This is a genomic window from Serratia sp. CY38905 (assembly GCF_052168875.1).
GTDB lineage: Bacteria > Pseudomonadota > Gammaproteobacteria > Enterobacterales > Enterobacteriaceae > Serratia > Serratia sarumanii.
Genome location: NZ_JBJNLV010000014.1, coordinates 107511 through 121284, shown reverse-complemented (window position 1 = coordinate 121284; position 13774 = coordinate 107511). Strand labels below are relative to the sequence as shown.

Sequence of the window (13774 nt, the reverse complement as noted above, 5' to 3'; positions counted from 1 at the left end):
ATAAAAAGAATTGAGCCTAATTTTGTATAAAAATGAGGGTCAATACTCTTGGCATAAGCAATGTAACCTGAAAGTTTATTATAATCCTCTTGCTTTAATCTGCCCTTAGATAATAGAGATATATATAACCGTATTTTATCTTTCATTGACCTATGTAAAGTAACATGGAAATCATGGCATATTTTTAATCCTGTGGCAATTATACTTCCACCTGAAGCACTACAAATATGTATCTTGTCATTATTTATTTTAAAATTAGGCTCAATTCTTTTTATTGTGCTTTTTATAGCATTTAATATTTTAACGCTCGCTCCCTTCAGATTAGTAGATATGATAATATCATCTGCATATCTAGTATATACAGCATTAAGCCTGTCTATCGAATTTAGTTTCAAAGTAAGTTTTTCGTCAAACTCTCTTGCGACAAAATTCGCAATTATAGGAGATGTCGGAAATCCAATTGGAAGGCTTTCATCTGAAATGAAGCATATACTTTTTATCAGTTGCAATAACTCTGCATCATATACATCCGAAAATTCTATGCGATCGCGGTATAATTTAAATGCATACTCAAAGTTACTGTATTTTATTGAGGGAAAAAAATCTTTTAAATCGACTTTGACATAATATTTATTTTTAGCCGTTGCATGCAGAAGAGCATTACTTTTGATCGAACGTCCATTAACAAATGCATAAGCTGAATTATGAATCGGCAGATTTGAGAATATATTACTTATAAGCCAATATTGGATAAGCTTTACTTTGGATGAAGGGTGATAAATCGTCCTGACACCACCATTCCTTTTAGGAATATGCCATTTTTTAGGCAATTCGGGAGATCGCATTACCTCGCTGGTAAATCCCTTTCTCATCAATGTTTCACTGTCAATCAACTTATATATTTCCATTAATATTAACCCTACCCAATTTATTTTTAATAAAAAAAACTTTAAACATTGATGATATGTTATCCATATCAAAATCATATTTAAAATAATATTGCTTATAAAGGGAATAGTAAAGTTCATCCTTACATGAAATGATTTTTATAGCCATTAAAATACCAAGATGTTTTAGCAGTTCTTTCCTATAGAGCCTATCCTTTCCAAATATCTTTATCGCTATTTCAATGAGCTCACTTAGTTTTAACGGGCCACAAGCTAAAATTATATCATGAATAAATCTAACTGAATCTTTATTAAAGTTATTGGAAGGATCTAGGTCCTCCTTCTTAAGTGTCCTAGCAATTGCACGTTCATTTTTTGATAATATTTCATGTAAGGGATTAAATATCTGACCTACTCCATCTGAACGCTCGATGCTTTCATATCCTTCAACCATCTTATAATGCAAGAAGTGGCCTGATTGTTGGGACTGTTGTGTAATTGCCTTTATAGGCCCCATGTTTATAAAAGATTTTTCATTAATAAATTTTGTGTTATTAATAATGATAAGCTTCTTACGTAAATGCTTACTGTATGCAAATGCCCCAAGTTCGGTAAAAGATGAAAAACTTTCTAAAACAATTATAATATGATCGGCAAGTTTTGAAAGGTCAGCTTCTATATCTAATAAGTTATCAGAGGATGATTCCTCTTCATCTTTACTAAGCTCTTTGAATACCAGTTCGGCAAGAAAGAAATGACAATTGCTAAGATGTTTCTCAGAAAAGTCTATCAGTTCTATGCGCCTTGCAGAAGGCTCACCATTATTTTTATTGGCTCCGCATAGAAAAATAAATTTTTTCACATCCCCGGGACATTTTACTTTGTTTTTTTCAACATAAGTTGCAAACAAATTAGTAGCTCTATGAACTTCTGTACCGACTTTTTTGAGCTGGGTTAACATTGGTCAGATCCTTACACACCAAAATGTTAGGGGACAGAAAAAACCAAACCTACTTGAGCACGTCGATCAGTTATCGGATCGGTGGCCCCCAGCCGCCGCTCCGATAACTGAACGACGGGCATAGTTAAAATACTAGGCGAAACCATGACTCATGGCCCGATGGGCTGTTAACCCATAAAATGCTAGGTTTGGCTACACAAAGCTCTCATATTTGGCGTATAGATTCAAGTCGATGAGAGGAGGAATAGACGTGAATTATTCTTTATGTAGTTATTGGTCACACTATTCACTATGTTTTTTATGAAAATATTTCAATGGATTGCTTGGTGAGGCTTAAGTGACCGGTGAATACCCTACTCATCACTCGCAACGTGTAATTATTAAAAGACCGGTTATTGCCGGTCAGAGATTGTTTAAGCGGGCTTTATCTGCAAACCGGTAGCGGAATCCCCATCCTTTGCTACCGTCGGGGTTTAAGAGCAAGGATAAGCCTTGTTCATCATTGATGAGTGTAGGGCTTGTCTTGTGCCTTGGCGCGTAGGATTTGTACGTCTGTAAGTGCCATATGTATAAGTGAAATCAGTGTATAAAAATTATACATATTTTTCATGGATTCAGGGAGATGCCCTTGGACTGATACGGACAGCAATGTCATTTAATTTACTGTAATTTATGATTTTATTTGGTTTCCTAGGCCGTGATAAAAATATAATTTGGCGGAAGATCACAGGAGTCGAACCTGCCCAGGACCGCTGGCGGCCCCAACCGGATTTGAAGTCCGGCCGCCCCACCGGGGACGAGGATCTTCCTTGGAGAAGAGAAGAAGTAAGGCGCTGATTATAGCGCAGTTTGTTCGCTGCGCTAAGCGGGAAATCGTGCGGCCGCCGGCGATTCGGCGGCCGGGGAGCGCTACTTCAGGAAATCCTTCACGTCCAGCAGGATGAACTCGTTGTCATCCGCCATATTGGGCTGGCGGCTGGAGGAGAACGGGAAGTTGTTGTCGTTGCCGACGATGATGTGGTTGGCGTCCACCACGTCTACGTTCTCGATGGTGAAGAACGGGAAGGTCAGCACGCCGTCATTCAGCGGCTTGCGCGCCAGCTTGTTCGGATCCTGAATGTTCATCAGGTCGATATAGCCCAGTTTCTCGACCGGTTTGCCGACGTTGGCGTCCGAGAAGGCGATTTTATATACCCGTTTGAACTTGGCCACCTGGCTGAAGCAGTTGTCGGTCGGCGCGCCTGCGGCGCAGGCTTTATCCGGCGTGCCTTCGCCATTGTCGCGCTCGATCACCAGCCCGTGGGTGGCGTCGATCATGTTGAAGTCGCCGATGGCGTTCTGGTTGTCTTCCAGCACGTACTGCCAGCTGCGGCCGGTCCAGGCCTGCTGTTTCACGTCGAACTCCAGCACCCGCAGGTAGCGTTTGCCGCCGACGTTCTCGAACTGCTCGCCGTCCCACAGCGCCCCTTCCAGCAGCGGGTACAGCTTGCTGCCGTCCGGCGAGGCGGCCATGCCTTCAAAGCCTTTGGAGCGCGCCACCTGGAAGTTCTGCTTGCCGTCCGGCGCGCCCGGCAGGGTCAGCGTCGGGTTGTCCGGCGATTTCACCACCTTGCCGTCCACCTGGGTGTCGAACACCGCCAGCACTTTGCCGTTCAGGTCGGCCTTGATCAGGTAAGGCCCGAATTCTTCGCCGATCCATAAGGCATCGTCGGCAAACTGGAAGCTTTCCGGATCGAAATCGCTGCCGGTCAGATAACGCTGCTCGGTGCTCTCGTTGATGATGTGGAACGGCACCTTTTTATCCGGATCGTGCAGGAAAACCGTCTTCAGCGGCGCTACCGTGCCGTCTTTGAAATCGATCTTGTAGTGGTTGAGATACAGCATGGCGTCCGGCGAGTTGGCCTTGCTGCCAAAGCCGTTGTCGGTCAGCACCCAGTAGGTGCCGTCGGGCATGTGTTTGATGCCTGAGTGGCCCTGCAGCGGCTGGCCTTCGATCGGCAGGCCGAGGCCGGTCAGGCGATCGGCGGATTTGCCCGCCACGCTGCCCAGCTCGGTGACGCGTTTGCCACTGGTGTACTTACCGCTCAGCTGCAGATCGCTCGGCGCGTCCTTCGGCGTGGAAACGGTGGATTTCACCGGCAGCAGCGCATGCCCCGCCAGCGTCGCCGGTACCGGCTGCGCCTCGGCCCACAGGTTGGCGCTCAGCGCCATGCAGCCGACCAGCAGCGCCAGCCGGGTTTTGGTGTTGTGCATGTCATTGTCCCTTTTCGTTGTTATCGCCCAGAAGTAAAAGCAACGTCACTATAGGGAGCGGCAATGACAGAAATATTATTCGGCGAACGCCCGCCGGTAGCTGTGCGGGTGGAAGCGCCAGGTGATGGCGATCAGCACCACCACCAGCAGCGCGTGGATCTGCCAGTCCAGCACGAAGCCACCGCTGTAGTCGCGCAGCAGGCCGGAGAGGTAGGGTGTCACGCCCGCCAGCAGGAAGCCGACGCCCTGCATAAAGGCCACCAGCCGCCCGGCCGCCGCCGGCTGGTGCAGGTGATCGAGCGCCAGCACCAGGCACAGCGGGAACGCGCCGCCCAGCCCCAGCCCAGAAACCAACACCCACAGCCACGGCAGCGTCTGCGGCAGGTAAATCAGGCCGATAAAGCCGATCAGTTGCATCATCAGCGCCAGCAGCAGCAGCGGCCGCCGGTCATGATTGCGCGCCAGCGCCGGCAACAGCAGCGCGCCCACCACCTGGCCGAAGGTCATCAGCGCCAGCAGCGAACCGCTGGCCTGCGGCTGCCAACCGAGCTGCATGTAATACGGTGGCAGCCAGGCGATCAGGCTGGTATAGCCGCCGTTGATCAGGCCGAAATAGGCGCCGAGCAGCCAGGCGCGCCGGTTGCGCAGCAGGCTTGGCCCGCGGTTTTCTCCCGCCGCGCCCAGGCGCGACAGCCCGCGGCTGACCGGCCACCAGGCCAGCAGCGCCACCAGCGCCGGTAACGCCCACCAGGCCAGCGCGCTGTGCCAGTCGTGCCCTATGCTCATCAGCCACGGAGTGATCGCCGCGCCCAGTCCGCCGCCGCCCATCAGCGCCGCCGACCACAGCCCGGCCACCAGCGCCATGCTGTTGAGGAAATGATGCTTGATGATACCGGGCATCACCGCCTGGATTACCCCGATGCCGAGCCCGCCCAGCACCGCGCTCATCAGCAGCTGCACGCTGCCGGGGGCCAGCTCGCGCCAAAGTGCGCCCAACCCAATCGCCAACAGGCTCAACGCCACGGCGCTGCGTTCGCTGAACAGCCGGTTGATGGCGCCACCCGCCAACGCCATCAGGCCCATCATCAGCACCGGCAGCGTGGTCAGCAGCGCCGCGCCGCCAAAGCTCAGCCCGGTAGCCTGGCGCAGCGTCGGCAGCAACGGGCCAATCGAGGTCAACAGCGGCCGCATGTTCAGGCCGATTAACACCAGCGCCAGCAGCAGAGGGTTGAACCAGCGGCGCGAAGAAGGTGAATTAACAGAATGATTTAACAAGGTATATTCCTGGTACTGCAAAATGAAGAGTGTGGCGTCACAGCGCGATCGCCGCAGCGTTGCGTTACTGTAGGCAACGCCGCTAGTATTGGGAAATTAAATAATAAAATAGCCAACAGTGGGAAAATGAATCGCTACCCGATGTTCAATCCGCAGCTGCTGCTCAGCTTCGTCGCCGTATGCGACAGCAACAGCTTCACTCGCGCCGCAGAGCGAGTGTTTTTGTCGCAGTCCACCGTTAGCCAGCAGGTGCGCCGGCTGGAAGAGATGCTGGGCAAGCCGCTGTTTGAGCGCTCCTCGCATCAGGTGCTGCTGACCGAAGAAGGCGTCAAGCTGTTGAGCTACGCGCGCCGCATCATCGCGCTGAATGAAGAAGCCCACGACGCGCTGAATGAAGAAGCCCACGACGCGCTAACCGGCATCTGGCGCGACGGCGTGCTGCGGATCGGCATGCCGGAGGATTTCGCCGTGCCCACCACCGAGCTGCTGGCCGACTTCAGCCGCGAGCACCCGCACCTGCGATTGGACGTCGCCAGCGGCCTGAGCGCCGATCTGCACAGCGCCTACGCGCGTGAAGAGCTGGATCTGATCCTGGTGAAGCAGCGCCGCAGGCAACCGCCGCGCGCCGCGCGGCCGGAACCGCTGCTGTGGCTGGACAGCCTGGCCTTCCCGGCCATTGAGCAATCGCCGGTGCCGCTGGCGGTGTTTCCGCTCAGCGGCCTGTACCGCGACGAGCTGTGCCAGGCGCTGGACAACCTCGGCAAACGCTGGCGCATCGGCTACAGCAGCGCCAGTCTGGCGGCGCTGACCGCCGCTTCCGCCGCCGGGCTAGGCGTCACCCTGTTGCCGGCCGGCTGCCGTCTGCCCACGCATCGGGTGCTGGGCGAAGCCGAAGGATTGCCGCCGATAGACAGCTTCGAACTGGCGCTCTACTACCGCGACGGCGCCCCCGCCGCCACGCTGGCGCTGGCCCAGCGGCTGGCGGTGTTTTGCGGGTTGAAGTGAGGCCGCTTACGCCACTATCTGCGGATATTCACATTGCAGCCAGTCGATAAGCCGCCCCCACAGCGCCTCTGTCTGCTCAAGGCAAGCCTGTACCGCCGCGTCCGTCACCAAGTCGCCGGAGTAATCCGCCACGTTGCGCTGCTTTCGCAATGCGTCCAGGCAGATCATTTCCTCGCGCGGCAGCCCTACGGTGAGCGGCAACGATTGGATCATGATCTGGTGATGGCCGGGCTTGCTGGTCAGCGTGCGGTATCCTTTGGCTTGTAAAGCGGCATTAGCCATTTGCATGACAGCCTTATATGCCGTGTCGAAACGGCTCTCATTGCTGAGCTGAGTGATACCCGCATCGCGTCGGTTGCGAGCAGCGGCGGCCAGCAATTTTTTAATCGCCCCCACGTCAGGCGTTATCACCTCCAGTCCCAGCCCGACAAGATTGTCCAGCGTCATCCTTGTCTCCCGCAATCCAAAGTTGGGGTTTATCCATAATGTCCTGAATAAACGCGGAGTTCTCGGCCAAAGCCGCTAGCCACTCTTCCGGCGAGTACAGTTTGGGATTAATTTCCCGACCCAGCGTTTCCTGCAGCGGATAAACCGCCTGAATCACATCCGCAAAAGACAGTTTACCGACGATCAGAACATCAATATCACTGGCCGCCGTCGCTTTGCCACTGGCGACGGAACCAAAGATGAAAGCCCGTTCGATGTCTTCCCCAAATCCAGTCAGTACCTGCCGTAAGCGCGCAGCCGGCCCGCAAGCCTTGCGGAAAATCGCCGCCAACTCGGGAAAAATCAGGCAATCGGCGTTAGCCTGATAGCAAATTTGGTTGCCCTGCCGCTGCCTGAGCAAGATGCCGCCTTCAGCCAGCCTGCTCAACTCTTTATGTAAAGTCCCGGCCTGAGTTGCGGTGCGCCGCGCAATTTCTCGCACATGAAACGCCTGCCCGGCTTCAATAAACAGCAGGCTTAGCACTTTTCTACGGTATTCGCTGAACAGTAATTCGAGCATCGGATCGTGCATCACGCTGGCCTCAATGTAGCTTTAATGACTACAAATGTAGCCATTAAAGCTGCGAAAGAGCAAGCCAGGAGAACCATCCCACCAGCACACGCCGATCATTACCAAATCGAATAGTCACCAGTGGCAAATGTCACTGCCAACCGGCCGGTTCCTCTCCTAAATTGGGGGATGTTTTCACCCCTCACCTCTGGATTAAGGAACCGAACGTGGAAAACCCTCAACAACCGGGCCGCAGAGCCTTCCTCAGCCAAACCGGCAAACTTACCACCGCCTGCGCGGTGATCGGCCTGACGGGCGGCATGGCGCAGGCCGCGTCACCGGGCGACGGGCAGTGCGCACCGGCACCGATGACCCTGACCGATCGCCACTACTGCCTGAGCGAGGTGCGGCTGGAAGACGGCTTTGAATACGACGGCGAAACGGTGATCGGCACCCGCACTGCGCTGTACACGCTGGAGATCAAAGACGGCAAGATCGCCGCCATTCACGCCGCCAACGCCGCGTTGCCCGCCGACGTGCCCCGCTATAAGGCGCAGGGCCAGCTGCTGCTGCCGGCGTTTCACGACATGCACATCCACCTGGACAAAACCTTCTACAGCGGCCCGTGGCAGGCGCCGCGCCCGCGCCAGGGCAAGACCATCATGGACATGATCGCGCTGGAGCAGACGCTGATCCCGAAACTGCTGCCCACCTCGCAGCAGCGGGCGGAAAACCTGATCGCCCTGCTGCAGTCCAAAGGCAGCACCGTGGCGCGCAGCCACTGCAATATCGATCCGGTCAGCGGCCTGAAAAGCCTGGAACACCTGCAGCGCGCGCTGGAAAACCACCGGGCGGACTTCAGCTGTGAAATCGTCGCCTTCCCGCAGCACGGGCTGTTGCACTCCAAAGTCGATGCGCTGATGCGCGAAGCGATGCAGATGGGCGTGCAGTACGTCGGCGGGCTGGATCCGACCAACGTCGACGGCGCGATGGAGCAATCGCTGGACGCCATGTTCCAGATCGCCCTCGATACCGGCAAAGGCGTGGATATCCACCTGCATGAGACCAGCCCGGCCGGGGTCGCCGCCATCAACTACATGATCGCCACCGTGGAGCAAAACCCGGCGCTGCGCGGCAAGGTCACCATCAGCCACGCTTTCGCCCTGACCACGCTGACGCCGGGCGAACTGGCGGAAACCGCCACCCGGCTGGCGGCGCAGCAGATCACCATCGCCTCCACGGTGCCGATCGGCGGCCTGATGATGCCGCTGCCGCAGCTCAGCGAGAAAGGGGTGTTCGTGATGACCGGCACCGACAGCGTGATCGACCACTGGTCGCCGTTCGGCACCGGCGACATCCTGGAGAAGGCCAACCTGTACGCCCAGCTGTACCGTGGCTCCGACGAGTATCACCTGTCGCGCGCCATGGCCATCTCCACCGGCGGCGTGTTGCCGCTGGACGATAAGGGCCAGCGCGCCTGGCCAAAAGCCGGCGACGCCGCCGAGTTCGTGCTGGTCAACGCCAGCTGTTCCGCCGAGGCGGTCGCCCGCCTGCCGGCGCGCAGCGCCACCTTCCATCAGGGGCGTCTGGTAGCCGGCCAGGTGAGCAAAGCCTAAGGTCGGTCCGCTGTTGTCATCATGATGGCCGTTTTTGGCCTTCTGCCAGAGTAAGGAGCGGCGCAAGATGGTCGCTACACACACAGGCGGAGGGCCGAAAATGTCACAGAGCGCGTTATTGATCATCGATGTCCAGCAATCATTCCAGCACCGTCCATTCTGGCAGGAGGACGATCTGCCGGCGTTTCAGCAGGCGCTGACGCGCCTGATCGCGGGTTGCCAACAACGCGGCGCAGCGCTGGTCGATGTGCTGCACGTTTCGCCGCAGGGGCCGTTCTCGCTGGCTTCAGGCCATGTACAGCGCCTGCCGTTCCTCACCCACCAGGCGGATATCACCGTGCATAAGCACGTACACAATGCGCTGACCGAATCCGGCCTCGACGCCTGGTTGCGCGAGCGGGATATCAACCACCTGATCGTCTCCGGCATCCGCACCGAACAGTGTTGCGAAACCACCACCCGGATAGCGTCCGATCTCGGTTATCGGGTGACCTTCGTCACCGAGGCGACGCTGACCTTCCCGATGCGTCATCCCGACGGTGAAACCTTTACCCCCGCGCAGCTGAAGCGGCATACTGAAACCGTACTGGTCGATCGTTTCGCCCGCATCGCCAGCGTGGATGAGGCGCTGGCGCAACTCGCACAGGAGTAACCATGTCGCAGGCCGTCTATTTTCTGCTGTTGCCCAACGTGCTGTCGCTGGACGTCAGCGGCCCGGCGGAAACCCTGCGCCTCGCCGGGCAGTTCAGCCTGCGTTATCTCAGCCCGGCGCCGCAGATCGTCTGCTCCATCGGCATGACGCTGAGCGGCCTGCAGCCGTTGCCCGAACGCCTGGAAGACGGCGCCATTCTGGTGCTGCCGGGCGTCGGCGATTCGCAGCGCTATTTCGCCGGGGAAGAGGCCGAGCAGGCGCGCCGCTGGCTGGCGACGCTGCGGCCCGATCTGCAGCGGCAGCGCATCACCCTGGTGTGCATCTGTTCCGGCGCGCTGCTGGCGGCGCAGGCCGGGCTGCTCGACGGCTATCAGTGCACCACCCACCACGACGTCATCGAACGTATCCGCCGGCAGGCGCCGGCTGCGCAGGTGAAAGAGAACCGTATCTTCGTCGAAGATCGCGGCGTCTACACCAGCGCGGGCATCACCACCGGCATCGATTTGGCGCTGCACCTGGTCCACCGCCACTGCGGCTCCGGCCGGGCGCGCGACGTCGCACGCGACATGGTGGTCTATTTCCGCCGCGCCGGGGACGATCCGCAGCTGTCGCCCTGGCTGCGCTACCGCAACCACCTGCACCCGGCGGTACACCGCGCGCAGGACGTGATGGCCGCCGAGCCGGAGGCCGACTGGTCAGTGCCGCAGGTGGCGGAGAAGGCGCACGTCAGCAGCCGCCACCTGGCGCGGCTGTTTCGCAACCACGTCGGCATCAGCGTGCGGGAGTATCATGAGCAGCTGCGGTTGGCGGTGGCGCAACAGCGCCTGCAGCAAGGGTATGGGTTGGAGAAGGCCGCGCTGGCGGCCGGCTTTTCTTCCGGGCGGCAGCTGCGCCGCGCCCAGCAGCGCCAGCGCTCGCCGCTATGACACCAGCCGGCGGGTATCCAGCCGCTGCAGGCCGACAGACAGCAGCAGGCTGAGCCCCAGCGCCACGCCGAACACCCAGAAGATATCCAGCAGCGGGTGGCCGGTGAAATCCAGGTGCCGGCTGCGCATCACGTTGACGATAAGGGCGTGAAAACCGTAGATCGCCAGCGAATGGCGGGAGAACGCGCTCAGCCAGCCGATCGGCTGCGGCAAACAGTGTTTCACCCACACCAGCAGCGCCACCGCCGCCATAAACACCAGCGGGCCGCTGTAGATGTAGTAGGTATCGGCGAAGTTGCCGTTGATGAACAGCTGGTGCTTGGTGCCGCGCGCGATCAGCGCCACGCACAGCGCAAATCCCAGCGCCGCCAGCCAGCCCACGGCGCGCCCGCGCGCCTCCATCATGCCAATCGCCCGCCCGGCCAGTGCATACAGCAGGTAGTAGAAGGTATCGCCGTAGATATACAGGTTAACCGGCAGCAGGTGCGCATTGCCGAAGGTCAGCTTGTCGGTATTCGGGTTGGCGATCGCCGCCAACACCACCAACGCGGCGGCCAGGTAACGGCGCGACACCGGCTTGACGCTGATCAGCGGCGACAGCAGGTAAATCACCGTAATGGCGTAGAAAAACCACAGATGATAGAACACCGGCTTTTGCAAAATGCCGCGCAGCGACGGCCAGAAGCCGATCTTGGTAAAGGCCGCGATATAGATCAGCGCGATGGCGCTGTAGAACAGAATGCAGCAGGCGATACGGATGAAATGCCGCCGGCTGGCGCTCTTTTCGCCGAAGAACAGGTAGCCGGAAATCATGAAGAACAGCGGCACCGACACGCGCGACAGCGAGTTCAGCGCGTTGGCGATATCCCAGTTGTGCAGCCCTATCGCCGCGCCGTTGGTGACGTAATAGGTGGTGGCGTGGATCATCACCACCATCATGCACGCTATCGCCCGCAGATTGTCTATCCAGCCGATTTTCTCGCTCAAACGCTCGCCCGATCTTGTGTCATATTGATATGTTAAGAAGAGGTTATCGGGCACGGCGTTCGGCGACAACCCAAAAGCGAAATATCAGAATGCACTTAAACAACACCTTATGATTGCGAAGGTGAACAATTGGCGGCAAAATAGCCGCCACAACTCGCTCAGTTTGCGCTTCCCGCCCTGGCAGTTCCTTTTTCTCTTTTACTATCAGTACAATAATATGAAAACGACATTACCACCTGCGGCACGTTTGGGCCGACAGGCGCTTTTATTCCCTCTTTGTCTGGTGCTGTTCGAGTTCGCCACTTATATCGGCAACGATATGATTCAGCCGGGCATGCTGGCCGTCGTGGCGGATTTCAACGCCGGCGAAGAGTGGGTGCCCACCTCGATGACCGCCTATCTGGCCGGCGGCATCTTCCTGCAGTGGTTGCTCGGTCCGCTGTCGGATCGCCGCGGCCGCCGCCCGGTGATGCTGGCCGGAGTGGCGTTCTTTATCGTCTCCTGCCTGGCGATCCTGTTGGTCACCACCATCGAGCAGTTCATCGCCATGCGTTTCCTGCAGGGCATCGGCCTGTGCTTTATCGGCGCGGTCGGCTACGCCACCATCCAGGAGTCGTTTGAAGAATCGGTGTGCATCAAGATCACCGCGCTGATGGCCAACGTGGCGCTGATCGCCCCGCTGCTCGGGCCGCTGGCCGGCGCGGCGCTGATCCACGTCGCGCCGTGGCAGAGCATGTTCGTGCTGTTCGCCGCGCTGGCGGCCATCGCCTTCTACGGCCTGTGGAAAGCCATGCCGGAAACCGCCACGCTGCAGGGCGAGGCGTTTTCCGCCGCCAACCTGTGGCGCGACTACCGTCAGGTGCTGGGCAACCGCCGCTTCCTGTGCGGCGCTTTGGCGATCGGTTTCGCCAGCCTGCCGCTGCTGGCCTGGATCGCCCAGTCACCGGTGATCCTGATCAGCGGTGAGTCGCTGTCGACGCTGGATTACGGCCTGCTGCAAATCCCGGTGTTCGGCGCGCTGATCCTCGGCAACCTGACGCTGGCACGCCTGACCGGCAAAAACAGCGTGGAGCGCCTGATCAAGCTGGGCGCGGGCCCGATGCTGCTGGGGCTGCTGATCGCCGCGCTGGCGACCCAGTTCTCCAGCCATGCCTACCTGTGGATGACCGCCGGCCTGAGCCTGTACGCCTTCGGCATTGGCCTGGCCAACGCCGGCCTGTACCGCCTGACGCTGTTCTCCAGCAACGTCAGCAAAGGCACCGTGTCGGCCACCATGGGCATGCTGAGCATGATGGTGTTCACCGTCGGCATCGAGCTGGCCAAGGTCGCCTACGTCTGGGGCGGCAGCGGGCTGTTCAACCTGTTCAACCTCATCAGCGGCCTGTGCTGGCTGACGCTGGTGGCGCTGTTTATCGGCAAACGCCGCAACGGCGACCCCACGCCGCAGCCGACCGGCGCGGCTTAAACGCCACGATAAACGCCGGTCCGGTTTCCCGACCGGCGTTTTTTTATGCGGCTTCAGCCGAGCAGACCCCACAGCGCATACCCCGCTCCCACCACCGCCACCCCCAACAGCAGCAACGCCGACAGGACAGAGATCGCCCGCCGCGCGCGCTGCAGCGCCGTTCCCGACAGCAGGGTGATATAGGCCAGCAAGATGGCGAAGTCCGCCAGCACCCACAGTGCAGTCAACAGCGTCAGGCTGGCGCCGATCGAGGGGGTGACGGCGATAAACTGCGGGAAAAAAGCGACGAAGAAGATAATGTCTTTGGGGTTGGCGATGCCCACCAGAAAACCGGTCAGGATCGCCGAGCGTTTTTGCGGCGGCGCAACGGGCTGCGCATCCGGGGTTCGCGCGGATAAATCCTCATACAGCGAGACGATCGCCATACGGCCGAGAAACAGGCAACCCAGCAGGCCTATCCACTGCAGCAAGCGCATATCCACCGCGAACAGCCCGGTGATAATCAGCGCGGCGACGCCGATCAGCAACAAAGAGGCCCCATTGCTGCCCAGCGCGGTCAACAGCGCGCGCCGGGCGCCAAAGCGCGCCGCGGTGTTGGCCACCATCGCCACCACCGGCCCCGGCGTGGCGATCAGCAAGAAAATGGCGGCGAAATACGCCGCCAGCAACGACAGGTTCATCTTTATTTCACTCACATTCAGTCAGTTGGCGTCGCGCCATTATCCTGCCGCCGCCCCCGCCTTGAAAAAG

Annotated in this window: 13 protein-coding genes, 1 tRNA gene and 1 pseudogene; 5 read left to right on the top strand and 10 right to left on the bottom strand. The window is 57.8% G+C overall.

The window, feature by feature from the left end:
* From ACJ8MK_RS22455 to ACJ8MK_RS22430, 6 genes and pseudogenes are all read right to left on the bottom strand, one after another.
* A partial coding sequence (locus ACJ8MK_RS22455; RefSeq protein WP_442518073.1) for a retron St85 family RNA-directed DNA polymerase occupies nucleotides 1-893 on the bottom strand: 893 nt, incomplete at its 3' end.
* Nucleotide 894: 1 nt separating this feature from the next.
* Nucleotides 895-1848: a retron St85 family effector protein gene (locus ACJ8MK_RS22450; protein ID WP_442518072.1), complete on the bottom strand. Its 954-nt coding sequence runs from the start codon at nucleotides 1846-1848 to the stop codon at nucleotides 895-897.
* 414 nt (nucleotides 1849-2262) lie between these two features.
* Nucleotides 2263-2413: pseudogene (locus ACJ8MK_RS22445) on the bottom strand (Arm DNA-binding domain-containing protein); the annotation flags it as partial.
* A gap of 149 nt (nucleotides 2414-2562) precedes the next feature.
* Nucleotides 2563-2657, bottom strand: a tRNA-Sec gene (locus ACJ8MK_RS22440).
* Nucleotides 2658-2757: 100 nt separating this feature from the next.
* Nucleotides 2758-4101: an esterase-like activity of phytase family protein gene (locus ACJ8MK_RS22435; protein ID WP_049235498.1), complete on the bottom strand. Its 1344-nt coding sequence runs from the start codon at nucleotides 4099-4101 to the stop codon at nucleotides 2758-2760.
* A 75-nt stretch (nucleotides 4102-4176) separates the two neighbouring features.
* Nucleotides 4177-5376: a cyanate transporter gene (locus ACJ8MK_RS22430; protein WP_072008410.1), complete on the bottom strand. Its 1200-nt coding sequence runs from the start codon at nucleotides 5374-5376 to the stop codon at nucleotides 4177-4179.
* A 126-nt stretch (nucleotides 5377-5502) separates the two neighbouring features.
* Here ACJ8MK_RS22430 and ACJ8MK_RS22425 point away from each other — a divergent pair, with 126 nt between their 5' ends.
* Nucleotides 5503-6381 carry a LysR family transcriptional regulator gene (locus tag ACJ8MK_RS22425; RefSeq protein ID WP_442518071.1) on the top strand — a complete coding sequence of 293 codons (879 nt, stop codon included), beginning with the start codon at nucleotides 5503-5505 and terminating at the stop codon, nucleotides 6379-6381.
* A 6-nt stretch (nucleotides 6382-6387) separates the two neighbouring features.
* Here the strand turns inward: ACJ8MK_RS22425 and ACJ8MK_RS22420 are convergent, their stop codons facing one another.
* Together ACJ8MK_RS22420 and ACJ8MK_RS22415 are read right to left on the bottom strand one after the other, a co-directional pair.
* Nucleotides 6388-6828 carry a DNA-binding protein gene (locus ACJ8MK_RS22420; protein ID WP_442518070.1) on the bottom strand — a complete coding sequence of 147 codons (441 nt, stop codon included), beginning with the start codon at nucleotides 6826-6828 and terminating at the stop codon, nucleotides 6388-6390.
* Complete coding sequence (locus tag ACJ8MK_RS22415) at nucleotides 6779-7399, bottom strand: nucleotidyltransferase domain-containing protein (RefSeq protein WP_442518069.1); 621 nt, start codon at nucleotides 7397-7399, stop codon at nucleotides 6779-6781. Before ACJ8MK_RS22415 ends, ACJ8MK_RS22420 begins: the two co-directional genes overlap by 50 nt.
* Nucleotides 7400-7605: 206 nt before the next feature.
* Between ACJ8MK_RS22415 and ACJ8MK_RS22410 the strand changes: the two genes are divergently transcribed.
* The 3 genes from ACJ8MK_RS22410 (at nucleotide 7606) to ACJ8MK_RS22400 (ending at nucleotide 10572) form a co-directional block, all read left to right on the top strand.
* Complete coding sequence (locus ACJ8MK_RS22410) at nucleotides 7606-8994, top strand: amidohydrolase family protein (RefSeq protein ID WP_442518068.1); 1389 nt, start codon at nucleotides 7606-7608, stop codon at nucleotides 8992-8994.
* Nucleotides 8995-9094: 100 nt separating this feature from the next.
* Nucleotides 9095-9646, top strand: coding sequence for a cysteine hydrolase family protein (locus ACJ8MK_RS22405; protein ID WP_103830157.1), 552 nt, complete (start codon nucleotides 9095-9097; stop codon nucleotides 9644-9646).
* Between the two features lie 2 nt (nucleotides 9647-9648).
* Entirely contained in the window at nucleotides 9649-10572 is a 924-nt protein-coding gene (locus tag ACJ8MK_RS22400; RefSeq protein ID WP_033636576.1) for a GlxA family transcriptional regulator, read from the top strand.
* Here ACJ8MK_RS22400 and ACJ8MK_RS22395 read toward each other — a convergent pair.
* Nucleotides 10567-11559: an acyltransferase gene (locus ACJ8MK_RS22395; RefSeq protein ID WP_103830156.1), complete on the bottom strand. Its 993-nt coding sequence runs from the start codon at nucleotides 11557-11559 to the stop codon at nucleotides 10567-10569. The two genes, ACJ8MK_RS22400 and ACJ8MK_RS22395, sit on opposite strands and share 6 nt — an antisense overlap.
* 217 nt (nucleotides 11560-11776) lie before the next feature.
* Between ACJ8MK_RS22395 and ACJ8MK_RS22390 the strand changes: the two genes are divergently transcribed.
* Nucleotides 11777-13024 carry an MFS transporter gene (locus ACJ8MK_RS22390; RefSeq protein ID WP_041038165.1) on the top strand — a complete coding sequence of 416 codons (1248 nt, stop codon included), beginning with the start codon at nucleotides 11777-11779 and terminating at the stop codon, nucleotides 13022-13024.
* Nucleotides 13025-13077: 53 nt separating this feature from the next.
* On the opposite strand, the gene ACJ8MK_RS22385 is transcribed toward ACJ8MK_RS22390, so the two are convergent.
* Nucleotides 13078-13704, bottom strand: coding sequence for a LysE family translocator (locus ACJ8MK_RS22385; protein WP_041037277.1), 627 nt, complete (start codon nucleotides 13702-13704; stop codon nucleotides 13078-13080).
* Nucleotides 13705-13774: the final 70 nt, after the last annotated feature.